23 protein-coding genes are annotated in these 22,294 nt (G+C 61.5%); 14 read left to right on the top strand and 9 right to left on the bottom strand.

The window, feature by feature from the left end; all coding sequences use genetic code 11:
• Nucleotides 1-38: 38 nt before the first annotated feature.
• From A9K65_RS12880 to A9K65_RS12870, 3 genes are read right to left on the bottom strand one after another with little or no spacing between them, the layout of a single operon-like run.
• The gene (locus tag A9K65_RS12880) at nucleotides 39-1,052 is read right to left on the bottom strand and encodes a type II secretion system F family protein (protein WP_245322044.1); all 1,014 of its coding nucleotides are present in this window, start codon (nucleotides 1,050-1,052) and stop codon (nucleotides 39-41) included.
• Nucleotides 1,009-1,977 carry a type II secretion system F family protein gene (locus tag A9K65_RS12875; protein ID WP_064994624.1) on the bottom strand — a complete coding sequence of 323 codons (969 nt, stop codon included), beginning with the start codon at nucleotides 1,975-1,977 and terminating at the stop codon, nucleotides 1,009-1,011. The genes A9K65_RS12880 and A9K65_RS12875 overlap by 44 nt, the downstream gene beginning before the upstream one ends.
• The gene (locus A9K65_RS12870) at nucleotides 1,977-3,365 is read right to left on the bottom strand and encodes a CpaF family protein (protein ID WP_064994623.1); all 1,389 of its coding nucleotides are present in this window, start codon (nucleotides 3,363-3,365) and stop codon (nucleotides 1,977-1,979) included. The genes A9K65_RS12875 and A9K65_RS12870 overlap by 1 nt, the downstream gene beginning before the upstream one ends.
• Nucleotides 3,366-3,896: 531 nt before the next feature.
• On the opposite strand from A9K65_RS12870, the gene A9K65_RS12865 reads away from it, so the two are divergent.
• The 10 genes from A9K65_RS12865 to A9K65_RS12820 all read left to right on the top strand — a co-directional run bounded on the left by A9K65_RS12865 (nucleotide 3,897) and on the right by A9K65_RS12820 (nucleotide 12,055).
• A complete protein-coding gene (locus A9K65_RS12865) occupies nucleotides 3,897-4,115 on the top strand; it encodes a Flp family type IVb pilin (RefSeq protein WP_064994622.1) in 219 nt (72 codons plus the stop codon).
• A gap of 89 nt (nucleotides 4,116-4,204) precedes the next feature.
• The gene (cpaB, locus tag A9K65_RS12860) at nucleotides 4,205-5,239 is read left to right on the top strand and encodes a Flp pilus assembly protein CpaB (protein WP_064994621.1); all 1,035 of its coding nucleotides are present in this window, start codon (nucleotides 4,205-4,207) and stop codon (nucleotides 5,237-5,239) included.
• Between the two features lie 55 nt (nucleotides 5,240-5,294).
• On the top strand, nucleotides 5,295-6,740 hold the full coding sequence (locus A9K65_RS12855) for a type II and III secretion system protein family protein (RefSeq protein ID WP_064994620.1): 1,446 nt from the start codon (nucleotides 5,295-5,297) through the stop codon (nucleotides 6,738-6,740).
• Nucleotides 6,727-7,017, top strand: a complete 291-nt coding sequence (locus tag A9K65_RS12850; protein WP_064994619.1) for a hypothetical protein — start codon at nucleotides 6,727-6,729, stop codon at nucleotides 7,015-7,017. Before A9K65_RS12855 ends, A9K65_RS12850 begins: the two co-directional genes overlap by 14 nt.
• 71 nt (nucleotides 7,018-7,088) lie before the next feature.
• Nucleotides 7,089-8,600, top strand: coding sequence for a pilus assembly protein TadG-related protein (locus A9K65_RS12845; RefSeq protein WP_084016015.1), 1,512 nt, complete (start codon nucleotides 7,089-7,091; stop codon nucleotides 8,598-8,600).
• 7 nt (nucleotides 8,601-8,607) lie between these two features.
• Complete coding sequence (locus tag A9K65_RS12840) at nucleotides 8,608-9,102, top strand: TadE/TadG family type IV pilus assembly protein (RefSeq protein ID WP_064994617.1); 495 nt, start codon at nucleotides 8,608-8,610, stop codon at nucleotides 9,100-9,102.
• Nucleotides 9,103-9,143: 41 nt separating this feature from the next.
• A complete protein-coding gene (locus tag A9K65_RS12835; RefSeq protein ID WP_245322043.1) occupies nucleotides 9,144-9,731 on the top strand; it encodes a TadE/TadG family type IV pilus assembly protein in 588 nt (195 codons plus the stop codon).
• On the top strand, nucleotides 9,728-10,891 hold the full coding sequence (locus tag A9K65_RS12830) for an AAA family ATPase (protein ID WP_064994615.1): 1,164 nt from the start codon (nucleotides 9,728-9,730) through the stop codon (nucleotides 10,889-10,891). The genes A9K65_RS12835 and A9K65_RS12830 overlap by 4 nt, the downstream gene beginning before the upstream one ends.
• On the top strand, nucleotides 10,875-11,465 hold the full coding sequence (locus A9K65_RS12825) for a L,D-transpeptidase (RefSeq protein ID WP_024502269.1): 591 nt from the start codon (nucleotides 10,875-10,877) through the stop codon (nucleotides 11,463-11,465). The genes A9K65_RS12830 and A9K65_RS12825 overlap by 17 nt, the downstream gene beginning before the upstream one ends.
• A gap of 20 nt (nucleotides 11,466-11,485) precedes the next feature.
• Nucleotides 11,486-12,055: a hypothetical protein gene (locus tag A9K65_RS12820; protein ID WP_245322041.1), complete on the top strand. Its 570-nt coding sequence runs from the start codon at nucleotides 11,486-11,488 to the stop codon at nucleotides 12,053-12,055.
• A gap of 44 nt (nucleotides 12,056-12,099) precedes the next feature.
• On the opposite strand, the gene A9K65_RS12815 is transcribed toward A9K65_RS12820, so the two are convergent.
• The 6 genes from A9K65_RS12815 to A9K65_RS12790 form a co-directional block, all read right to left on the bottom strand.
• Entirely contained in the window at nucleotides 12,100-12,633 is a 534-nt protein-coding gene (locus A9K65_RS12815) for a hypothetical protein (protein WP_064994613.1), read from the bottom strand.
• 60 nt (nucleotides 12,634-12,693) lie between these two features.
• Entirely contained in the window at nucleotides 12,694-13,608 is a 915-nt protein-coding gene (locus tag A9K65_RS12810; protein WP_064994612.1) for a sugar ABC transporter permease, read from the bottom strand.
• A 111-nt stretch (nucleotides 13,609-13,719) separates the two neighbouring features.
• Nucleotides 13,720-15,015 carry a sugar ABC transporter substrate-binding protein gene (locus A9K65_RS12805; RefSeq protein WP_013530272.1) on the bottom strand — a complete coding sequence of 432 codons (1,296 nt, stop codon included), beginning with the start codon at nucleotides 15,013-15,015 and terminating at the stop codon, nucleotides 13,720-13,722.
• Between the two features lie 95 nt (nucleotides 15,016-15,110).
• A complete protein-coding gene (locus A9K65_RS12800) occupies nucleotides 15,111-15,941 on the bottom strand; it encodes a carbohydrate ABC transporter permease (protein ID WP_013530271.1) in 831 nt (276 codons plus the stop codon).
• Nucleotides 15,938-17,113, bottom strand: coding sequence for an ATP-binding cassette domain-containing protein (locus tag A9K65_RS12795; protein ID WP_013530270.1), 1,176 nt, complete (start codon nucleotides 17,111-17,113; stop codon nucleotides 15,938-15,940). Before A9K65_RS12795 ends, A9K65_RS12800 begins: the two co-directional genes overlap by 4 nt.
• Before the next feature lie 174 nt (nucleotides 17,114-17,287).
• Nucleotides 17,288-18,088 carry an SDR family NAD(P)-dependent oxidoreductase gene (locus A9K65_RS12790; protein WP_024502263.1) on the bottom strand — a complete coding sequence of 267 codons (801 nt, stop codon included), beginning with the start codon at nucleotides 18,086-18,088 and terminating at the stop codon, nucleotides 17,288-17,290.
• A gap of 166 nt (nucleotides 18,089-18,254) precedes the next feature.
• Between A9K65_RS12790 and A9K65_RS12785 the strand changes: the two genes are divergently transcribed.
• The 4 genes from A9K65_RS12785 (at nucleotide 18,255) to A9K65_RS12770 (ending at nucleotide 22,268) form a co-directional block, all read left to right on the top strand.
• Nucleotides 18,255-19,115: a DeoR/GlpR family DNA-binding transcription regulator gene (locus A9K65_RS12785; protein WP_024502262.1), complete on the top strand. Its 861-nt coding sequence runs from the start codon at nucleotides 18,255-18,257 to the stop codon at nucleotides 19,113-19,115.
• A gap of 39 nt (nucleotides 19,116-19,154) precedes the next feature.
• Entirely contained in the window at nucleotides 19,155-19,955 is an 801-nt protein-coding gene (locus A9K65_RS12780; protein WP_064994611.1) for a BtpA/SgcQ family protein, read from the top strand.
• Between the two features lie 163 nt (nucleotides 19,956-20,118).
• Nucleotides 20,119-21,639 (top strand): FGGY-family carbohydrate kinase, encoded by a 1,521-nt coding sequence (locus A9K65_RS12775; protein WP_064994610.1) that lies wholly within the window; start codon nucleotides 20,119-20,121, stop codon nucleotides 21,637-21,639.
• The gene (locus A9K65_RS12770) at nucleotides 21,639-22,268 is read left to right on the top strand and encodes an HAD family phosphatase (protein ID WP_032898848.1); all 630 of its coding nucleotides are present in this window, start codon (nucleotides 21,639-21,641) and stop codon (nucleotides 22,266-22,268) included. The genes A9K65_RS12775 and A9K65_RS12770 overlap by 1 nt, the downstream gene beginning before the upstream one ends.
• The last annotated feature ends 26 nt before the right edge of the window (nucleotides 22,269-22,294 follow it).

Here is a 22,294-nt window from a genome sequence, read left to right as displayed (position 1 = left end):
GGTCCCCGACTCACATTAGGACCAAATCATATACCAAACTAGAAGATAATGCCCCTCATGCGAATGATGACCGGCAACATGATCACCATCATCACGACCGGGAAGATGCAAAGGCCCAGCGGAATCATCATCTTCACCGGCAGAGAGTTGGCGCGTTCCTCTGCACTCAGGATTCGTTGCCCGCGCATCTCCGCGCTATAAACACGCAAGGCGTCGGTGAGACTGGTGCCGAGTTCTTCCGACTGCCGGAACAGGACAGCTAGTGCCCGCGCCTCGTCAAGTCCGATGCGATCGGCGAGTTCACGTAGCGCTTCCCGCAACGGTTTGCCGGCGCGCAACTGCAAGTTCATGATCGACAGCTGTATTCCCAACCATTTGTGGGTAGCGGCCATTTCATGGCTGACGCGTTCGACCGCCCCCTCCAGGCTCATGCCGGCATCGGCGCAGGTGATCATCATGTCCATGAAATCGGGGAAGGCCCGGCGATAGATCTGTTTCTGGCTGTTCTCGAAACGGTCGAGCAGAATGGAAGGAATTACCATGCAGGCGAGACCGAACAGGGCAGAACCGGCAAGGGTGATGAAACCGGGCAGGTGCGGCGGCAGAACCCGCGACAGGAGTGCATACATTGCCAGAAAACCGAGGCAGACCGCGACAAGGCGGGACAGCGTATAAATCAGCGGTGCGGTTGATTGATAAAAGCCGGCGCGAAACAGCTTCGCTTCCAAGGCGTTTGGCTCTTCCCGCTCCTTCTCGATCGACTTGAAGTAGGCATCGACCGGCCGTTGCGCCGCAAGCTTGGCAAGCTGGTCTTGTCCCAGCATCGATCGGCGGTCGGTAATTCCTTCGCCCATCAGGCTCTGCGCGACCAGCTTTCGTGTCTGCAGAGCCGGCAGGAAGACAAGCGCACCGAACAGGAAGAAGGACACCGCCGCCACAAAGACGGCAATGGACACCAAGAAGCCCAGGTCCTGAATGTTCGAAAACAATTTCTTTCGTCGCTCCCAGTCAAAAATCGAAAGTAACCATCCGGTACATGATGAAGTCGCCAAGCAGCGCCCACAACCCGAAAATCAGGAACACCGGGAAGACGAGCGGGTTGCTCCAGACGGCGCCGTAATAGGTTGGCGCAAGGATTTGAAGTGTGAAGAACATCACAATAGGAAACAAGGAGATGATCCACGCAGAGACGCGACCTTCCGCCGAAAGAGCCCTGATCTTCATTCGCAATTTCTGACGTTCACGCATAACAGAGGAAAGATTGGCCAGAATTTCCGTAAGATTGCCGCCAGTCTTGGACTGGATCGACAGCGATACCGACAGCAGCTGAAGGCCCTCGAAGCCGACACGCTGCGAAAGCTTGCGCACGGCCTGCTCGATGCTGAGCCCAAAGGTGATCTCATCGGAGACGATGCCGAACTCGGTGCCGAGTGGATCAGGCATTTCGCGCGCGACCAGACCGATGGCGACCGAAGCCGGATGCCCGGCGCGCAGGGAACGAACGATCATGTCGAGCGCATCCGGCAGCTGTTTGGCAAATTTCCGGATTCGTTTGTTGCGGGCGCGCCGGAGGACGAGAAGCGGCAGAACAAGCCCTACGACCAGAAAGATAATAAGTGACGCCAAAGCCGAAAAATTGAAGAATACCAGCAGCAACGCCATCGCCAGCCCTGCGAGCAGAAATGTTGCGGCGAAGGTCAGGGGATTCCCGGTGATGCCGGACTGGGTATAGAGCCTGTTCAACCAGACCATACCGAAAAGAAAATCGCCGGAGTCCGTGAGGCCACGCTCCCGCAGCAATCCCTGTAACGTCTGTTCGGCCGGGACGTCGCCAGCGAGCCGTTTCAATCGGCGATTGACTGCCATTGACCGGGAGCGGCGGCCGGCAAAGGAAAGATAAAGAGCTTCGCCTGCCAGAATGACCGAAGCTGCCGCCAGCATGTAGATGAAGTAGAGTAGAGCTTGACCCGTCAGCATCAGAGGGCAACCTGCGGGTTGAAGGCGTCCTTGGCGAAATGGTGGCCAAGCGTCGCGGCCTCCGGAGCGAAGCGTGGGCGGACCCCGGTGGCGCGAAAATCTCCGATGACCTTGCCCTCGGCCGTCACCTCACGGCGGACGAAATGATAGATTTCCTGGAGCTGGACGACATTGCCCTCCATGCCAGTCAGTTCCGATATGGAGGTGACGCGCCGGCCGCCGTCCGAAAGACGCTGTGTTTGCACGATAATATCGATGGCGGAGGCAATCTGCGCCCGGATCGAATCATGCGTCATCGGCATACCGGCCATGCCGACCATCTGCTCCAGCCGCGAGATCGCATCGCGCGGCGTGTTGGCATGGATTGTGGTCATCGAGCCTTCATGGCCGGTATTCATCGCCTGCAGCATGTCGAAGGCTTCCTCGCCGCGCACCTCGCCGACGATGATGCGGTCCGGCCGCATGCGTAGCGCGTTCTTCAGCAATTCACGCTGGCGCACCTCGCCCCGACCTTCGACATTGGGCGGGCGCGTCTCAAGCCGGCCGACATGCGGCTGCTGCAATTGCAGTTCGGCCGCATCCTCGATGGTGATCAGCCGCTCTTTCGAGGGAATGTAGCTCGACAGGGCATTGAGCAAGGTGGTCTTGCCACTGCCGGTGCCGCCCGAAACCAGGATCGATTTGCGCGCCTGGACGGCGATCCGCAGCAGCTCGATCATCGGCGGACGGATCGAATTGAATGCCATCAGACGTTCGAGCGAATAGGGATTTTTCGAGAATTTGCGGATCGACACCAGCGGACCGTCGACGGAGATCGGCCGCACCGCGATGTTAACGCGGGAACCGTCCTCCAGCCGCGCGTCAACCATGGGCGACGATTCATCGACACGCCTGCCGATGGCCGAAACGATCTTGTTGATGACGCGCAACAGATGCGCCTCGTCGCGGAAACGGATTGCCGTCTCCTCGATCATGCCACGCCGCTCTATGAAGACGCGCCTGTGGGTGTTGATCATGATGTCGGTAATCGAATCGTCCTTGAGCAGCGGTTCGATCGGCCCGAGACCCAGCATCTCGTCGGCGGTGTCGCTGGTCAGTTGGTCGAGTTCGCGCGCGTTAAGGGGAACGGTGCGACCGCGCACGAACTCCCTCACGATCGGACGGATCTCATTCAGGATCTCGTCCTTGGAAGCGCTTTCGAGAGCGGTCAGGTTGAACCGATCGATCAGATGGCGATGAAGCTCGACCTTGAGCGTCAGAAAATCATTGCCATGCGATTCGACATCAGCGGCTGACGAAAGGGCCGGAGCAACAGGCTGCACCGCCAGCTGCTCGGTCTTTGGCGCTGCCTGCTGTTCGCCTGGCCCCTTAATGAACCGCCCCAGCATAATTGCTTATACTCCCCTCGGACACGCATTAGCGGAAACTAAACGTTAACCAACGAGCGCACAAGCGCCCGGATGCCCGGCGCACAGCCATTACTTTCAGCATAGTTAAGATCAAAGCCTGAAAATCCCTTGTTTATTTGATGCAGAGGGTATGCGGGGTTCTCCAAATATATCCGGGGATCTCGGACTCATCCGACCGCGCTGCATAAACGAGCAAAACTGCCGCTTAAGTCCTTAGATATAAAGGAATATGCATTACAGCTAATGCTTCCATGGTTTCGCCACATGAGGGGCCAAATTGTGAACGAATGGTTAAGGACGTCCGAAAAATGAAAAGAATCAATCCCTTGATAAGATTTGACTTTGCAATCTTCTTGCCGAATCACGTATATGAAAGTTAAGGAACCCTTAATGTCGTTTGACTCCGCGTTTTCTCGGGACCTAGGATCGAGATGACGGGGGATGCTTGGGTATGGATTTCATCCTTTGCTCTGTCTCGTCGGGTTCCAACCTCCAAAGGGAGAAATTGACATGAACAAGCTCATGACGATGACCCGGCAGTTCCGCGACGATGAAAACGGCGCTGCCATGGTCGAATATTCCATCCTTATCGGCATTATCGCTGTTGCATCGATCATGACTGTCCTCGCCATCGGCGGCTGGGTGAACGGTCGTTTTACGGGACTCTGCGCCGCGCTCGAAGCAGCGACAGTTGGTACGTGTAACGCCACCACCGGCATCGGCACCTGATGTCACTACATTCAGGCCCGGATCGTTCGAACCGGGCCTGAATCCGATCGCAGCGGGCGAATCCCGCATTGGGGCTTGGGGCTTGGGACATGCGCGCCAATACGCTTATCATGATCGTTCTCGCCGGCGTGTTCGGCGTTCTGGCAGTTGTGCTGGTCAATATCTGGTTGGCCGGCCAACGTAGCGCCATGGCGCAAACGGGAATCGTTCAAGGCAGCACAGTCGTCGTAGCGGCATTACCCCTGAAGTTCGGCGATACGCTAAGCGCGGACAAATTGCGCGAAGTCGCATGGCCGGCGGGTTCCATTCCAACGGGCGCCTTCAAAACAACGAAAGAGGCCTTGGCCGGCGAAGGCACCAGGCAGGCGCTGCAGACCATTAGCGCCAACGAACCAGTCCTCGCCAGCAAGATCACCGGGCCCGGCCAACGCGCCACGCTTTCGGCGGTGCTTGGCGAAGGCATGAAAGCTGTTTCCATCAGGGTGAACGACGTGCTCGGCGTCGCCGGCTTCGTCTTCCCAGGCGACCGGGTCGATGTGCTGCTGACGAGGACGGTGCGCGGCGACGATGGCGCGGACAAGAGTTTCGTCGACGTGCTGCTGCAGAGCATGAAGGTGCTCGCCATCGACCAGGTGGCCGATGTGAGCAAGGACAGCCCGACTGTCGTCAAATCGGTGACACTTGAGGCAAGCACCAAGGACGCGCAGAAGCTGACACTAGCGGCCGGCGCCGGCCAATTGTCGCTGGCGCTGCGCCAGGCCGCAGCCAGCAAAGGCGAGACCACGGAACGGGTGACGCTTTCCGACCTGACCGGCGAAACGCCGGCAGACGTCGCCGCAAGGCAGGCGGAGCTCGACAAGAAGGCAGCAGCGGAAGCGGAGGCTGCCGCCGAGCGCAAGCGCGCCGAGGACAAGATTGCCGGGTTGACCCAGGCCGTGGAAAAAGTGGGAAGCCGTCTCGACGAACTGGGCCGGGCTAAACCGGTTCCTGTCGCGGCACCGGAGACGAAGGAAGTCGTCAAGGAAGTGGTCAGGTACGTGCAGCCGGAACCTCCGGCACGGGCGACAATAGGCGTTTTTCGGGGCGTGAAGCTCGAGACATATGACGTGCCGCGACAACCATGATAAGGTGCGGCTAATAAAACGGTGCTGTCACCGGCAGTAAATTGGGGAGACGGGGATGCGGGGTTCTTGGTTAGGGATAGCGACGACCGCGTTGTCGTGTCTGGCGGCGCTGTTGCTGTCGAGCCTGGCGGTTGATGCGGCCGACCGTTTCATCGACGTCTCGACCCCTGCAGTCCATCGTATTTTCCTGCCCATGTCGCAATCGGTGACGATCCAGGTGAGTGCCAATCTGGGTGACATCGTCGTCGGCGACGAGAAGATCGCCGATGCCCAGCCGATGACCGACCGGACGCTCTATGTCATCGGCAAGGGCGCCGGCACCACCACGGTCAATCTGTTCTCCACCGATAAGCGCTCGCTCGGCGCCCTCCAGATCGAGGTCGGCGTCGATGTCAGCGATATGGCGCAGGCGATCCGCCAGGTGGCGCCGAAGTCGCGCATCGAAGTGGGCTCGGTCAACGGCAGGGTCAGGCTTGGCGGCCATGTCAAAGACGGCGCCACGCTGGCGGCGATCATGGCCGTTGCGCAGCAATATGGACCCGATGCTGTTATCAACTCGGTCATCGTAGACGACAGCCAGCAGGTCAATCTGGAAGTGCGCGTGCTGGAAGCCAAGCGCAACACCGGCCGCGATCTCGGCGTATCGATCAAGAGCAGGAACGGCGATGGCACAACCCGTACCGGTACCGGTGTTGCTGCGGTCGACGAGGACGGCGTCGTGCTCGGACCGGGCGGTCTGCTCAGCGGCCTCCTGTCCAACTCGGCGCCCTTCGGAGCGCTGATCACGCGCGTCATCGACAGCAACATCAAGGTCGACCTGATCATAGAGGCGCTCGAGTCCAAAGGCGCGGTGCGCACGCTCGCGAACCCCAACCTCACCACGCTTTCCGGCGAGCAGGCCAGCTTCAACGCCGGCGGGGAAGTGCCTATCCGCACTCTCGACAAAGATGGCGAGATAAGCATCGTGTACAAGCAATTCGGCGTCAATCTACTGTTCACGCCGGTCGTACTCGACGACGGCAAGATTCATATGAACCTGGCGCCGGAAGTCAGCGACCTGACGGGCTTCACCACCGCCGGCGACCCGATCTTCACCAACCGCAAGCTGGCGACCGTCGTTGAATTGCGCGATGGCCAGAGCTTCGCCGTCGGCGGGCTTCTGTCCAGCAAGACCACCAAGCTCCAGGACCAGGTGCCATGGCTCGGCCAGGTGCCTGTGATCGGGACGCTCTTTCGCAGTTCGAGCAACCAGAAGGAAGAAACCGAGTTGGTCGTCATCGTCACGCCGCATATCGTGCGGCCGGTGAAGCCTGGGGAGCAGTTGGCGACACCGTTCGACAAGACACGGCCCGCCAACGATCCGGAATTCTTCGTGCTCGGCCAGTTGGAAGTGACCAAGGACATGGTCCGCAAATATGAAACCGGCGAAGGCGTCACCGGCCCCTATGGCCACATGCTCGACTTCAAATCGAAGGACAAGATGCTCTATGTCAAGAAATAGCGCCTTGATCCTCATTCTGTGCGCCAGCGCGTTGTCGGGCTGCGCCGCGGACTATCTGAACCACTATGATTCGGTGACCCTGGCCGCCGGCGACACGCAGAAGTTCAATTCGCTGCTGCAGACGGTCGATCCGCTCAATCCGGCGTCCCGAAACACACATATCGAAGGCGACGGCGCACGCGCCGCAGCCGTTGCCCAAGGGTACAAATATCCACCGCCACCGCCGCCGCCGCCGGCGATCACGGTCAATGTCGGTGGGTCGGGTGTGACGCCGTGAACTGAACGGAAGGATGCGCAGGGCGCCGGGCATGCGAGGGGCTCTGGCGCAAGAAAGCAGAGAGTAAGGTCATGTTGGGGACCATTCGTGCCTTCTGGAACGATCAACGCGGCGTAGCGATGATCCTCGTGGCTATCATGCTGCCGGTGCTTATCGGCTTCGCCTTGCTGGCAATCGACATGAGTCGGGCCAACGGACTTCACAACGATCTGCAGAAAGGTGTCGATGCGCTTGCGCTTGCGACGGCTGCGGAACTTGATGGCAGATCGGATTCGATCACCCGAGCCGAACTGGCAAAGACGACACTTCTCACCAACAAAACAAAGTTTTCAACATCTGGCAATCATACGCTCGCTTTGGCTGATGTGACCATTAAATATTTAACCGGGATACCTGCCGACGACAGCATCGGGTTGAATGCCGCTGGTGTCGACGCTAATGGCCATGACTGGTCAAGCACCGATCCCAAAGCCGTGTCGTTTTCCTTGGTGACCGTGAATCCGTCCGTCGCAGCGGCAGATGGTGCCGGGGCCTTTGAGGCGATCTTTCCAGCAAGCTTTCTTGGCGGCAATAACACCTTCGACATCAGACCGCAGGCTGTGGCCGGATTTGTCCAGTCGATCTGCGAAACGGTGCCAATCTTCATGTGCAATCCGTTCGAGACGACCGACCCGCTGACCAGCAAGACCATCCAGCAGGCATTCGCCGCCGGACTCACCTATAGCCGCGAATACCGCATCCTCAAGGTTGACTCGAACCCCGGCCCAGGCAATTTCGGATTGATCGACAACAATCTCGCATCACTGCGCGACGCCCTCGCTATCGGAACGGCTGGCACCTGCTATCAACGCGATAAGCTCACCACCAAGACCGGCGTCACCTTGGGCCAGGTCAATGCCGGTCTCAATGTACGCTTCGACATCTACAGCACTTCGCTGAAGAGCCATGACTCCGATTGGCAGTATCGGCCGGCGAGCAATGTGCGCAAGGGCGTCGATAAGACCGCGAACTGCAATAAATACACACCCAATACTGATGGCACGGCCATAGCGCTACCGCCTGGTGATAGCTTCGATTCCGCCACCGGCATGACGAATTCGACGTGGGATCGCAGCAATTATTGGCTGATCAACCATGGTGCCGCATATCCCTCCATCCCGAGCACCACCAATCCGACCGGCGCCACTGTGCCGGCTTCCAGATATGACGTCTACAAATATGAGATTGCGAACGGGCTCGTCGGGGACAAGTCCAAGGCGCCGACAAAGGAAACCGGCGTTCCAGCCTGTTTCAAAGGCACAACGCCAACCTCGGATCCCGATCGCCGTCTGCTCAACATGGCGATCGTCGACTGCATCGCCAACCAGGCAAAGCTCAATGGCCATATCCAGCTCAAACCCGATGGCTATGCGAGCGTCTTCATAAACAGCCCCATCCAGAAGCAGGACAATAGCAAGAACGACGAAGATTCCACGGCCGGGGAGAAGCCTATCAGCCTGGAGATCGTCGATGTCGATGGAGGGTTTGCCAACAACACCCTTCTAGACAAAGCATTCCGCAACGAAGCCCAGTTGTATCGGTAGAGTCGACATGACCAGGTTCGGCAAAAGCATCCGGCGGTTCCAAGGCGACGAAAATGGCGCCGCTTTGGTGGAAGCCGCGATCACCATACCGCTCGTGTTGCTGTTATCGGCTGGTGTGTTCGAGTTCTCCAACATCCTGAACACGCGCCTGCTTCTCGAAGCCGGCGTTGAGGATGCGGGTCGCTACATGGCACGATGCAGTAGCGATTGGGCGACTTGCAAGGGCCGGGCTCAAAACCTTGCTGCCAATGGGGTGGTCGCCAACGGCAGCGCCAGGGTGACCGGATGGCTGCCGGCGGCAGTTGCGATCACCACGGCGGTCTCCCTGCAAGCGGTTGACGTGGCCACGGGCACGCAGCTTTATCTTAGCAGCAAGAGCACTGTCGATGTCGTGGACGTCACTACCACCTATTCTTATTCAGGCTCCGGATTCCTGTCATATCTTGGCTTTAGTCCACTGACCCTCACGGTGTCCCATCAGGAGCGAGTCATTGGATGGTGACGGAGCGCACCAAGTTTTGGGCTAGCCAGTCCGGAACGGCCATGGTCGAAATGGCCATAGTGATCTCGCTGCTATTGACGCTTCTGCTTGGCTTCGTCGATTTCGGCTACGCCTTTTATCAATGGAATGCAGGGAATAAGGCAGTGCAAGCCGGCGCAAGGCTGGCGCAGATTTCTACACCTGTCGCCAGCGGGCTCTTGGTGGAGACGATAACGCAGAGCGATGTAACCAAAGTCGGCACTGCGGTACCCGCAAACACTTACAACTATATCTGCACCGCCAACACCGCTGGAAGCGTCTCTTGCGTTTGCGGCACAGGCGCTACATGTCAGAACCTCAATGTAAGCCAAGCCGCTTTTGATTTTATTTTCAGCGGCAACAGCAGCCGGGCCGGAATGCAGACATTCCTGCCGCTGCTGGCCAAGTCCGAAGTCAGGATTCAATACCAGGCCTCCGGCCTCGGCTACTGGACGCGACCCAGCGGACCGGTGCCGACCATCACCGTCAGCATCACCAATCATCCCTTCCAGTTCTTCTTCCTGGGCGGACTGCTCGGATTCGGAAACATCACCATGCCCTCCATGCTGAGCACGGTCACGGGCGAAGACATGAAGAGTACCTGGCCATGAACGCCATCAACACCAAGGTTACGCCGACCAAGCGCAAGCAGGTGGCGCTGTTTTCGTCGGATCCGAATTTCAGGCGCGATGTGGCGACGCGGCTCGATGCACTGGCGATCTATGATGTCAGGGTTTCCGAGACGAGCGACTTCCTCAAGGGGCCGCCGGCCGACACGCGCCCGGGCATCGTCATCCTCGATCTCGGCAATGGCGAGCTGCTCGGCAGGCCGGGCATCGTCGAGGCGCGCGCGCTGTGGGCCAGCGTGCCGTTGATCGCGGTTTCCGACGAGCTGAGCTCGGAGCAGACGCGCGTTTTGGTGCGCATGAACGCCTCGGACTGGCTGCACAAGCCGCTCGACGGCAAGGAGCTGCTCAATGCGGTGACCTTCCACGACACCGGCAACCAGGGAACGAAAAGCCGGATCATCACCTTCATCAGCGCCAGCGGCGGCGCCGGCGCCACGACGCTGGCGCTGTCGGCGGCCGAATTCCTGGCGTCGAAATCGGGCGAGCGCGCGGCGTCCACCTGTCTCGTGGACCTGGATTTCCAGAGCGCCAATTGCGGCGCCTATCTCAATCTGTTCAACCAGTTCGACCTTGCCGGCATCATCGGCCAGCCGGAGCGGCTCGATGTCGAGCTGATGGACGTCATCAAGCTGTCGCGCCCGTCCGGCCTCACCCTCTACGCATTCGAGCGGCCGCAACTGCCGTTCGAGCCGCATGGCAGCGATTTCGTCTTCCGGCTGCTCGACCTCGTCGCCTACCGCTTCGACGACATCGTCATCGACCTGCCCAATCTGGAAACGCCCTGGCACAATTCCGTGCTGTCGACGAGCGACGAGATCTTCATCGTGTTCGAACTCAATGTCGCTTCGCTGCGGCAAGGCAAGCGGCTCTACAAGAAGATCCGCGAGCTGCGCGGCAATGCGGTCAGCATCACGCTGGTCGCCAACAAGCACAAGCGCAAATGGTTCGGGAACCATTTTTCGCGCAGCGAGCTCGAAAAGATCTTCAAGGCGCCGCACATCAAGTCGGTCGCGCTCGACAACGCGCTTCTGACCGATGCGCTGAACAGGGCCATCCCGCCTTCCGAAGTGGATGGGCGGGCGCGCTTCAACAAGGATCTGAAGCGGATGTTCAAAGAGCGGCTCGATGACGCTGCCCGATAGATACCGGATCGCCCCAAAGCTCGCCGGCGCCTGCGTGCTCGGCATGGCGCTGGCGCTGTCCGTCCACGGCTTCGCCGAGGCGCGATCAGCACTTTCGGAGCGGCCGCCGCTGCCGGCGATGGGGCCCAGCCTGCGCAAGGCCGTCGCCTTTAGAACGGCCGAGCAGCCGGGAACGATCATCATCCGCAAGGACGAGAAGGCGCTTTACCTGGTGACCCGCCAGGGCCAGGCACTGCGCTACCAGATCAGCGTCGGGCGCGACGGGTTCGGCTGGACCGGCATCGTCAAGGTGGGGGCGAAGACCGAATGGCCGGAGTGGCGCCCGCCGCAGGAAATGCGCGCGCGCCAGCCGGAGCTGCCGAAAATGGTGCCCGCCGGCCCCTACAACCCGCTCGGCGCAAGGGCGCTCTACCTGTCGCGGGACGGGCGCGACACGCTCTACCGCATACACGGCACCAACGACCCGTCGGGTGTCGGCTTCGACGGGACATCGGGCTGTTTTCGCCTCACCAACACGGATGTGATCGATCTTTTCAAACGCGTCGCGGTCGGCGCAAAGGTGGTGGTCCAATGACGATGATCAGCGAACCGGACATGCCGGCGATCGATATCGGAAACCAGGAACAGCGCGAACCGGCTGCCGCCGGGAAACCCAGCAAGGCAAAGACGATCGCCGTCATCGTCGCCGGCGGCGCGCTTCTGATCACCGCAGTCAACATGGCGGCCGCGGTCTATCTCTATCGGGGCATGAGCGACCTGCGTTTCGTCGAGGCGCGGCTGGAGCAACTCGGCGCGTTCGAGCAGCGGATCGCAGCCCGGCTCGACACGGTCAACAACGGTTTTCAGAGCCGGTTCGAGAAACTGGACAGCCAGTTGCAAGGCAGCTTCAACGAGATCGATGCCAGCATTGCCCGGCTTGGGCAGACTATGCCGGTCGCCGGCGGCGAGGCCATGCCGGGTGCGCAAGAACCCTCCGAGATCGCTACCAGCACGCTGGCGCAAGCGCCCGAAGCCCTCGGCGGCGAGAGCGCGAGCGAACCCGGCGTCATCGAAGCGCCCGCACCCAGGAGGAGAATCGCATCGGCGTCGCCCCCTGCTCCCAGCTCCAACTACCAGCGCATCCAGCAGCCCGACGGCAAGGTCTATTACCGCCGGATCAACTAGACCCGGCAGAGCCCGGATCGTGCAAGGTGTAAGTGGCGAATGATCTAGAGATCGCGCTGCAGCGCCAGGATGCGGATGGCCCGGACGGACCGCTCCCGCACCTCGGTGAGGAAGGCGATGTGGCAGTAGGCACAGGCCACGAAGCCCAAAAGCAGCACCAGGCTGTTCTTCAAGGTGAAGTCGACGGCCAGGGAATAGGGAAGACCCTTGGGCGACGTGAATTCGGCAATCGTGCTTGCCGTTTCCGAATGGCTGCCGACCGCGATCATCAGCCCGGCGAAAATCAGGGCGATATGGTTGGCGAGGAACGAGAAAGCCGACCGCTTGGCGTGGCACGCCATCCAGCAGACGATCGATGCGGCGGCAAGGATAGCGGCTTCGAAAGCCATGGAACCGCCCAGCCAGACATCCACCTGCTGCCAAAGCACCGTCGACAGAGGGCGCAGTTCAAGCCATAGCCACCATGCGGTGGGGCTGGCTGGATAGATGCCCAGCAACAAGGTCGCCATGCGCTCCCCTGCCAGGACCGCCAGAATGAGAAACGGAAAGGCGAAAAGCAGAAGCGGCTGGCGTTTCATGTTCCCTCGACAATCTGCAAACCAGGATAGACCGCATAGATTGCTCAAGGCTTAACAGCCCTACTTCCGGCCCTCTCCCGATTGCGAGCGTTCGAGGACGGCGAAGAAGATCACGGTGAGCAGAAGGACGATCAGCAGCAGCACGAACGCGGCTGCCGCGCCTTCGTTGAGCGAAAGGCCGAGAAAGGCACGGCGATAGGCAAAGAAGCTCAGCACTTCGGTCGCGTTGCCTGGCCCGCCCTTGGTCAGGACATAGGGCAGATCGTAGGTCCGGAATTCGTTGATCAGCTGGATGATGATGGTGATCGCCGCGACCGGCCGAAGCATCGGCAGCGTGATGTAGAAGAATTGCTGCCAGCCGCGCGCGCCGTCCACTTCAGCAGCCTCATAGGGATCGCGCGGCAAAGCGGCGAGCCCCGCGGCGAGGATCAGCACGACGAAGGACATTTGCTGCCAGATGTCGATCGCCGCCATCGTCCAGAGTGCCATGCCTGGCGTGCCTAGCCAGTCGAGGCGCGGCAGGCCTGATATCTCCATGAGATGATTGGCGATGCCGAGATTGGGCTGGAGCAGCATGCGCCAGATCAGGGCGACGCTGATCGGCGACATCGCCATGGGAATGGTCAGAACCGCGAAATAGACCGGCTTCATCCGGACCGTCCGGTTGAGCATCAGGGCAATGCCGAGCCCGATCACGAATTCGCCGACCACGGTCACCGCCGAATAGCGCACGGTGAGCCAGAGCGCGTTCCAGAACAGCTCATCGCCGATCATCGAAGCGAAATTCTTGAACCCGACAAGCGGCAGGAGCTGCGGCTTGATCAAGGTCATCGAGGAGATCGAGAGGATGCAGGCATAGGCCAGGGGAAAGCCCATCACGATCGCCAGCAGCAGCAGGCCGGGCAAGGCGAAGGCCCAGCCGGTCCGCCACTCGCGGCCACGGGCAGCCCATCCTTTTTTGATCGCATTGTGCATCGTGGCCGAGCCTTGGTCGGGGTGGCGTTGCTGATCTCGTCAAGATCCGGGGTCTGGAAGATCCGGCGCGGCTGACACCGCCGCGCCGGGTCTCCTTGCCGAGCCGGACCGCTATTTGTCGAGGAGCCCCTGCAGGCCGTCGGAAGCTGCCTTCAGCGCCGCGTCCGATGTCGCCTGGCCACCAGCCGCCAGCGAAAGCTGGGTACCGAGCAGATCCTCGTATTGCGCCGAATAGGTGAAGATCGGGAACGACTTGCCGGTCGCCACCACATCCTGGGCGGTCTTGTAGAAGGGATATTTCGCCAGCACCGCCGCATCGGCATAGACATCGCTGCGCACGGGCGCGTGGCCCTCGAGCGCGCGCTTCACCGAAACATCCTTGCTCTGCACCCACTGGATGAAGGTCCAGGCGGCTTCCTGCTCTTCCGGCGACGTGTTCTTGGGAATGCCCCAGCCCCAACCGCCGCTCTCGCCATGGCCGCCCGGCATCACCGACAGGCCGACCTTGCCGGCGACCGTCGGACACTTCACGGCATCGTCCATCTGCGGCAGCATCCACCAATAGGTGACCATGCTGAAGGCGGAACCGCTGCACATCAGGCGCATGGTGTCGTCGAGCGTCGCCGACACGGCACCTTGCTGGGCGCCGTGCTGGATATTGTCGACATAGAGATCGAGCGCCTTCTTGGCCTCTGCCGTGTCGAGGCTCGCCTTGCCGTCGGCATTGAGATAGCTGCCGCCGGCGGAGAACAGGTAGTTGGAGAATTCCATGCTGTTGGGATCGCCGCGCTGGCCCTGCATCGCGGCTCCGGCGACGCCGGCATTGGCCTTCATGAATTTGGAAATCGCCACATAATCTTCGAGCGTCGTCGGCAAAGCGAGCTCCTTGCCGGTTGCCGTCTTGTAGGCGGCCTTGAGCTTCTCATCGCCGATCAGGTCCTTCCGGTAGAGGAGGCCCATCGAGTAGTTGTACATGGGCACCAGGAAAAGCTGGTCCTCGGTTCGGCCGAGCAGATCAAGCGTCGAGGGAATGAAGGGGCTCAGATCGTATTTGGATTTCTCGACGAAGGGTTTCAGGTCGGCCAGCCAGCCGGCCGCCGGAAATTCGCCGGCCCACAGGAAGTCGACCTCGAGCACATTGTAGTAGCTCTGCGGCGCGGTCAACTGCGACACCAGCTTGTCGTGCATGTCAGGATAGCCGATCTTCTCAAACTCGACCTTGATGCCGGTCTGCTTCTCGAATTCGGGCAACAGCGCTTCAATGATCTTGGTTTCCGGCACGTCCTCCATCAAGGCGTGCAAGGTGATGGGCTCAGCCGCCCTGGCCGGAAGCGATGCGCCGACAACAGCTGCCCCGCTCACGGCCGTCATCAGCATTTTGATCAAGGTCTGCTTGTTCCAAGTCATAACTCTCTACTCCTCTTTCCCTCTGGACGCGGCGGTGATCCCGCCACGATTTCATAACCGGCTAGCGAGCCATGTCGGCTCTCGGAGCGGCCGGCCTATTTCACGCTGCCGAACGTCAAGCCCTGGACGATGAAACGCTGGATGAAGCGGGAAGCCACGACCAGCGGCAGGATGGCAAGGACGACGCCGGCAGAAACCTTGGCGATCTGGACGCCGTTCGAGGTCTGCAACGCCGCAAGCGCAACCGGTATGGTTGCCGTCTTCGGCCCGCTCAAAACCAGGGCAAACAAAAACTCATTCCACGCCAGGATGAAGCCGAGCACGCCGGCGGCCGCGATACCGGGCATCGACACCGGCAGGACAATACGCCAGAAGGCGCCCCAGGCGGTCGCGCCGTCGGTCATCGCCGCCCATTCCAGATCGACTGGAATGCCCTCGAAGAAGCCCATCAGGATCCAGGTCAGGAAAGGCAGGTTGAGCGCGGCATAGACGATGATCAGCCCCGTCAGCGAATTGCTGAGCTCCAGGCTTCGGAACAGCGTGAAGGTCGGCAGCACCAGCGCCACGGGCGGCAACATCTGCGTCGCCAGAACGGCAAAACGCGCCCAACGACCGCCCGTGCGGAAGCGGGCGAAGGCATAGCCGGTGGTGGCGGCAAAAGGCAATGCGAGCAGAACCGAGCCGAGCGCGACGATCAGGCTGTTGAGGTAGGACTGACCGAAGCGGCTCGACAGCAGCGCCGAATAATTGTCCGTCGTAAAGGCCGGCATCAGCTCGTTGCTGTAGGACAACTGCTCGGGGACGAAGCTTGTCCGCAGCACCCAGAGCGGTGGCAGCAGCACGATGGCGCAGACGACAATCAGCCCGAAATGCAAGCCGAAGCGGCGACGAAAGGCCGGCCGTTCGTTTCTGTCCATGCTGGTCATCGCGTGGCCCCCATGAGGCTCGGCCGCGCGATGACCAGTTCGGTTTCGGGATCAAAGAGGTGCATCGGCAGCGGGTCGATGTAGAGTTCGACCATCGAGCCGACGGGCGCCGTGAAATAACGGCTGAGGCGGGCGGCGATCTCCAACGGCTTGTCGCCCCCCGCGGGGTGAGCATCATCCCTGCCGGTGGCGTGACCGGCAATCTGGCCGATCAGGACGTTCTCGGCGCCGAGAGCCTCGACGGCCACGACCCGTACGGCAATCTTCTGCCAGTCCGGCTTGTCGGGGCTTTCGTGGAAATCCTCGGCTCGCACGCCCAGAATGACGCGGCGCCCGGCACGCTCGCCATAAGCGTTGCGGTGGCGGGCGGGGACGGCAAGCACGGCACCGCTGTCGGTCAGGACGGAGAGCCCTTCGCCAGGTGCGGCCTGAAGCGTGGCCGGAATGAGGTTCATCGGCGGCGTCGCCAGGAAGCGTGCGACGAAGGTGTTGACCGGGTCGGCATAGACTTCAAGCGGCCGGCCGGCCTGAATCAGGCGACCATCGCGCATGATGCATATGCGATCGCCCATGGTCATCGCCTCGACCTGGTCGTGGGTGACATGGACGATGGTGCGGCCGAGGCGCCGGTGCAGCTTCACGAGTTCGAGCCGCATCTCGGCACGCAGTTGCGCATCGAGATTGGACAGCGGTTCGTCAAGCAGGAAGGCCGCCGGTTCGCGAACGATCGCCCGGCCGAGCGCGACACGCTGCCGCTGGCCACCCGAAAGCGCTGCCGGCTTGCGGCCGAGAAGGTTCTGCAGACCGAGCAGGTTAGCGGCGTCTGCAATCTTGGCATCGATGACCGCCGCGTCGGTGCCGCGCATCTTCAGCCCGAAGGCCATATTCTGCCGCACCGACATGTGCGGATAGAGCGCGTAGCTCTGGAACACCACGGCGACGTTTCGGTCGCGCGGCGCGACATTGGCGACGCTCTTGCCACCGATGCGAAGATCGCCGGAGGAGATACTCTCCAGGCCGGCAATCATCCGCAGCGTCGTCGACTTGCCGCATCCCGACGGACCGAGAAAGATCACGAATTCACCATCGGGAATGGTGAGATCGACCTCATGCACCCCGTAATTGCCATTGCCGTAGAGCTTGGAAACGCGATCGAGCTCGATAGACGCCATAGACTTTCCTCATGAACCCGTCTGACCCGGCTGACGCCGAAGGCCGAAGTCGAGCGAACGGTCATCTTAGAGAACAAAATATAACATTAAAAGCCTAACTTCTGATCATATGTGTTCACTTTTTTGGATAGGCGCGTGCCCGCATCAGCATCCGGCTACAGCCGCCGAAAGCCGTCAGGTCATGTAGACGCCGCCGGTCACGTTGACGCCCTGGCCGGTCATGAAGCGGGCTTGATCCGAGCAGAGGAACACGACGACGTCGGCGACATCCTCCGGCAGCTCGAGCCGGCCGAGCGGCGTCTGCGCGATATAGTCGGCGACCACCCGTTCGGGCGTGACTTGCCGCAGATGCGCCTCCCATTCGACTTCGCGCGACTGCATGCCGGTCTTGACGAACCCGGGACAGACGGCATTGACGCGTATCCCCTTGGGCGCGAGCTCGCGGGCAAAGGCCTGCGTCCAGCCGAGCACGGCGAACTTGGATGCCGAATAATGCGCCAGGAGCGGCGCACCGACCTTCGCGGCAAGCGAGGCGGTGTTGACAATGCAACCCGTGCCTTGCTTGACAAAATGCCGTCCAGCGATCTGATTTGCCAGGAATACACCGCGGGCATTGACCGAAAAGTTGAAGTCCCACTCCTCATCGGTCAGATCGAGCGCGTGCTGCATGGTGGACACGCCGGCATTGGCGATCAGGATGTCGCAGCCGCCAAGCGCTTCCAGTACGGTGGAGAAGGCCGCCTCGACGGAATCGCGGCGGCGGACATCGACCGTGACGGCGGCGGCACCGCCACCAATTTCCTCAGCCGCCTGACGTGCCGCCTTGGGATCCAGATCGCCGATCGCCACGGCGACGCCCTGCCGCGTCAGGGCGGTCGCGATCGCCCGGCCGATCCCCGCGCCACCGCCCGTCACGAAGGCTCGCTTGCCCGCGAGTTCGGCAAGCACGGGAGGCGTGACGGAGACAGCCGGCATGGTCGTATTCTCTCTGCTTGATGGCGGAACGCATTTTGTTGATATCGAGATGCATACCAATAAAATCGAACACTGCAAACATATTTTTGTTTGAAAATGTTTGATCATGCGGTAGTGTGAAGATCAGCAGACCGCTTCGTCGGCGGCTTACCCACCGGATACATCGATGGCAGACGACACCACCCTTCCTGAGACATCGCCGCATGGCGCACCGCGCGACGCCGATCGTCAGCGCCTTCTCGCGCACGACCGGCAGGCACGCATCCTGGCTTTGCTGCGCCGGACGGGGTCGCTCACCGTCGCCGCGGCAGCGGCCGAACTTGCCGTTTCCGACATGACGATCCGCCGCGATCTCGTCGAACTGGAACGCGAGGGTAGGCTGGTCCGAATCCATGGCGGCGCGATCGAGGCCGACAACCCGCCGCTGGTCGCCATGGACAGCGAAGAGCCGAGTTTCGATTCGCGCTTGCGCCAGCGCCGCGACCCGAAGGCCGCGATTGCCGCGGCCGCGGCCGCGCTGGTTTCGGGATACCGCACGATCGCATTGGATGTCGGCACCACCACCTATCTGATGGCCGAGCACCTCAGGGACCTTCCGCACGCCAAGGTGTTCACCAACAGCCTCAGGATCGCGGCGGCGCTGAATGGCGGTGTGCCCGAAGTCTATGTTGCCGGCGGCCGCGTACGGGCCGACGAGATGTCGACCGGCGGGCCTGCGGCCATCGCCCAGTTCGAGGCGCTGTGGTTCGATGTCGCCGTGATCGGCGTCTCCGGTATCACAGCGGACGGCCTCTTCGATTATTCCTTCGATGATACCGATATGAAGCGCGCCTATCTGAGGCGGTCAGGCACCAAGATCGTGTTGTGCGATTCCGCCAAATTCCTGCGCATGTCGCTGGTGCGGATAGCGCCACTGTCGGACATCGACATCCTCATCACCGATGCCGAGCCGCCGGCCAAGATCGCCGCGGCGCTCGCCGCGGCCAAGGTCGACCTGCGCATCGCGCCGCCACTGACGCGCGACTGAGGCGCGCCATTTTCACTTTATCCCCAAGGAGAAGACTCGATGGTATTTGAATTTTTCGGCGACAAGAAGAAGGCTGTCATCTCGATGGCACATATCGGTGCCCTGCCGGGAACGCCCCTCTATGATGCCGATGGCGGCCTCGACAAGCTGATCGATGGCGTACTCTCCGACATCCGCAAGCTGCAGAACGGCGGCGTCGATGCCATCATGTTCGGCAACGAGAACGACCGCCCCTATGTCTTCAAGGCGCCGCCCGAGGGCATTGCCGCCATGACTGCCATCGTCCAGGCGGTGAAGCCCGAGCTGAAAGTGCCGTTTGGCGTCAACTATCTCTGGGATCCGACTGCCAGCGTCGCGATCGGAGCCGCCACCGGAGCCCGTTTCGTGCGCGAGATCTTCACCGGCCTGTTCGCTTCCGATATGGGCTTGTGGGAGCCCGATTGCGCCGCCGCCTCGCGCCTGCGGCACAACCTTGGTCGCGACGACATGAAGCTTCTCTTCAACATCAATGCCGAGTTCGCACACTCGCTCGACCAGCGCCCGATTGAATTGCGTGCCAAGAGCGCGGTGTTCTCGTCGATGGCAGACGCGATCCTCGTCTCCGGTCCGATCACCGGCCAGCCGGCCGACCAGTCCCACCTGCGCAGCGTCTGCGAGACGATCAAGGACGTGCCGGTCTTCGCCAACACCGGCGTGAACATCGACAATGTCCGCGACGTCCTTTCGCTGGCGAGCGGCGTCGTGATCGGGACCCATTTCAAGATCGATGGCAATACCTGGAACGCCGTCGACGGCGATCGGGTCAAGCGCTTCATGGATGTTGTCGCCACTTTGCGCTGAGGACGGCTTCCACGGCGATGCCGGCCATCGCGCCGGCTCGCGGTGATCATATCGATCGTTGCAGGCCGGCGTCCGGAATGATCGACTGGTATCGAGCAGTGCGACACAACGAGGCAGACAGGTTTCGCCCGCCTGCCCTTCCCAGCATTTCAATGGATTCGACATGGCGTTCGTTCTCGGTCTCGATATCGGCACCACCTCGACGATCGGCATCCTGATCCGGCTTCCCGATCAGGTGCTGGGCCTCGCCTCGCGCCCCGTCACGCTGCATTCCGAGCATGCGGGCTGGGCCGAGGAAGATCCCGCGCAATGGTGGACCAATGTCCGCGGCATCGTGCAGGAGTTGCTCAGGACCAGCGGCATCAAGGCCGAGGAAATCGTGGCGGTCGGCACCACCGGCATGCTGCCGGCGGTCGTTCTTCTGAACGAGAAGGGCGAAGTGCTGCGGCCGAGCATCCAGCAGAGCGACGGCCGCTGTGGCGCCGAAGTGGCCGAACTGCGGACCGAATGCGATGAGACGGCTTTCATCGCCAAGGCCGGCAACGGCATCAACCAACAGCTCGTCACCGCAAAGCTGCGCTGGATTGAGCGTCACGAGCCGGAGGTGTTCAGCCGCATCGCCACCGTTTTCGGCTCCTACGATTATATCAACTGGCGCCTCACCGGCGAACGTGCGGTCGAGCAGAACTGGGCGCTGGAGGCCGGCTTCGTCGACGTTTCGACGCACCGGATCGACGACGATCTGGTGGCGCTCGCGCACATACCGCGCTCGGCCGTGCCACGAAAGATCGCCTCGCATGAGATCCTCGGTTCCGTCTCGGCGAAGGCCGCCGATGAGACCGGCCTGATGGCGGGGACACCGGTCGTCGGCGGTGCAGCCGACATGATCGCCTCCGCGCTTGGCGCCGGCGTCGCCAAGCCGGGCGATGTCCTCCTGAAATTCGGCGGCTCGGTCGATATCCTGATCGCTACCGATCAGATCAAGCCCGATCCGCGCATGTATCTCGATTATCATCTGGTGCCGGGCCTGTTCATGCCCAATGGCTGCATGTCGACAGGCGGCTCCGCCCTCAACTGGTTCGTACGCAATTTCGCCGGCGGCGAGATGGCCGCGGCACAGGCCGAGGGTATTTCCGTACACCAGCGGCTCGATGCACTGGCGGCAGAGCGTCCCGCCGGTGCCGAGGGCCTCATCATCCTGCCCTATTTCCTTGGCGAGAAGACGCCGATCCATGATCCAGCGGCCCGCGGCGTGATCGACGGCCTGACGCTTTCGCACGATACCGGCCATGTCTGGCGCGCTTTGCTCGAGGCCTATGCCTTTGCCATCGCGCATCATGTCGAGGTGCTCAACGACATGGGCCATCGGACCGAGCGCTATCTCGCCTCCGACGGCGGCTCAAGCAGCAAGGTCTGGATGCAGATTGTCGCGGATGTCTTGCAAAAGCCGGTCCAACGCCTGACCGGGCACCCCGGCTCTTGCATCGGCGCTGCCTGGACGGCGGCGATCGGCACCGGCCTGACCGACGACTGGTCGGGCGTTTCCGGTTTCGTCAGCTTCGCCGACCGGCTCGATCCCGACCCGCGCAAGGCCGACATCTACCGCGACGGTTATCGCCGCTATCGCGATCTCTATACACGCCTATCGGCTCCTGGCGCGACCAAAGCGGGATCGCCATCGTGATGTATCGCGCCGTCGCCTGGGACATCGACGGAACGCTGATCGACAGCGAGCCGTTGCATCATCAATCTCTCCTCGCCGGCTGCCGCAACTGGAACGTCGATCTTGACGACCTGCCCGACCAAGCCTTTCGCGGCATCCATATGGGCGACGTCTGGACAATGCTGCGTCCGCGCCTCCCAGTCGGGCTTGACCAGGCGGAGTGGCTCGCCGCCATCAATGCCCACTACGTCGCCAACCGGGCGGACGCCATCCCGATCCCCGAGGCGGTCGAGACGATCCGGACCCTGGCTGACCGCGGCGTCCCGCAGGTCTGCGTGTCAAATTCCGGCCGGCAAGTCGTCAATGCCAATCTCGATGCGCTCGGCGTGCTCGACCATATGAGGCTCACAATCAGCCTCGACGACGTTTCGGTCGGCAAACCCGACCCAACGCCCTATCGCGAGGCCTGCCGGCAGCTCGCCATAGCTCCGGGATCCGTCGTCGCTGTGGAAGACAGCCGCACCGGCACCAAGGCCGCACGGGCCGCCGGTCTGTTCGTGGTTGGCTATCTCCCCAGCGGCGGCCCGCTCAGCGACATCGATCTCAGTGCCAACCGTCTGTCGTCGATCCTGGACCTGTTTCCCGGCTGAGGGTTTTCGCGTCGCCGCGTCCGGGT

Source organism: Mesorhizobium sp. WSM1497 (genome assembly GCF_001672455.2).
Lineage (GTDB): Bacteria > Pseudomonadota > Alphaproteobacteria > Rhizobiales > Rhizobiaceae > Mesorhizobium > Mesorhizobium ciceri.
This window is presented reverse-complemented; position numbering and strand designations above follow the sequence as displayed.

Excerpts from the sequence above, each read along its gene's own strand:
- A9K65_RS12855 (WP_064994620.1), top strand. The coding sequence starts at position 5,295 with ATGCGGGGTTCTTGGTTAGGGATAGCGACGACCGCGTTGTCGTGTCTG.
- A9K65_RS12845 (WP_084016015.1), top strand. The coding sequence starts at position 7,089 with ATGTTGGGGACCATTCGTGCCTTCTGGAACGATCAACGCGGCGTAGCG.
- A9K65_RS12825 (WP_024502269.1), top strand. The coding sequence starts at position 10,875 with ATGACGCTGCCCGATAGATACCGGATCGCCCCAAAGCTCGCCGGCGCC.
- A9K65_RS12770 (WP_032898848.1), top strand. The coding sequence starts at position 21,639 with ATGTATCGCGCCGTCGCCTGGGACATCGACGGAACGCTGATCGACAGC.
- A9K65_RS12790 (WP_024502263.1), bottom strand. The coding sequence starts at position 18,088 with ATGCCGGCTGTCTCCGTCACGCCTCCCGTGCTTGCCGAACTCGCGGGC.
- A9K65_RS12805 (WP_013530272.1), bottom strand. The coding sequence starts at position 15,015 with ATGACTTGGAACAAGCAGACCTTGATCAAAATGCTGATGACGGCCGTG.
- cpaB (WP_064994621.1), top strand. The coding sequence starts at position 4,205 with ATGCGCGCCAATACGCTTATCATGATCGTTCTCGCCGGCGTGTTCGGC.
- A9K65_RS12850 (WP_064994619.1), top strand. The coding sequence starts at position 6,727 with ATGTCAAGAAATAGCGCCTTGATCCTCATTCTGTGCGCCAGCGCGTTG.
- A9K65_RS12785 (WP_024502262.1), top strand. The coding sequence starts at position 18,255 with ATGGCAGACGACACCACCCTTCCTGAGACATCGCCGCATGGCGCACCG.
- A9K65_RS12865 (WP_064994622.1), top strand. The coding sequence starts at position 3,897 with ATGAACAAGCTCATGACGATGACCCGGCAGTTCCGCGACGATGAAAAC.
- A9K65_RS12795 (WP_013530270.1), bottom strand. The coding sequence starts at position 17,113 with ATGGCGTCTATCGAGCTCGATCGCGTTTCCAAGCTCTACGGCAATGGC.
- A9K65_RS12830 (WP_064994615.1), top strand. The coding sequence starts at position 9,728 with ATGAACGCCATCAACACCAAGGTTACGCCGACCAAGCGCAAGCAGGTG.
- A9K65_RS12870 (WP_064994623.1), bottom strand. The coding sequence starts at position 3,365 with ATGCTGGGGCGGTTCATTAAGGGGCCAGGCGAACAGCAGGCAGCGCCA.
- A9K65_RS12810 (WP_064994612.1), bottom strand. The coding sequence starts at position 13,608 with ATGCACAATGCGATCAAAAAAGGATGGGCTGCCCGTGGCCGCGAGTGG.
- A9K65_RS12775 (WP_064994610.1), top strand. The coding sequence starts at position 20,119 with ATGGCGTTCGTTCTCGGTCTCGATATCGGCACCACCTCGACGATCGGC.
- A9K65_RS12840 (WP_064994617.1), top strand. The coding sequence starts at position 8,608 with ATGACCAGGTTCGGCAAAAGCATCCGGCGGTTCCAAGGCGACGAAAAT.
- A9K65_RS12820 (WP_245322041.1), top strand. The coding sequence starts at position 11,486 with ATGCCGGCGATCGATATCGGAAACCAGGAACAGCGCGAACCGGCTGCC.
- A9K65_RS12835 (WP_245322043.1), top strand. The coding sequence starts at position 9,144 with ATGGTCGAAATGGCCATAGTGATCTCGCTGCTATTGACGCTTCTGCTT.
- A9K65_RS12875 (WP_064994624.1), bottom strand. The coding sequence starts at position 1,977 with ATGCTGACGGGTCAAGCTCTACTCTACTTCATCTACATGCTGGCGGCA.
- A9K65_RS12815 (WP_064994613.1), bottom strand. The coding sequence starts at position 12,633 with ATGAAACGCCAGCCGCTTCTGCTTTTCGCCTTTCCGTTTCTCATTCTG.
- A9K65_RS12800 (WP_013530271.1), bottom strand. The coding sequence starts at position 15,941 with ATGACCAGCATGGACAGAAACGAACGGCCGGCCTTTCGTCGCCGCTTC.
- A9K65_RS12780 (WP_064994611.1), top strand. The coding sequence starts at position 19,155 with ATGGTATTTGAATTTTTCGGCGACAAGAAGAAGGCTGTCATCTCGATG.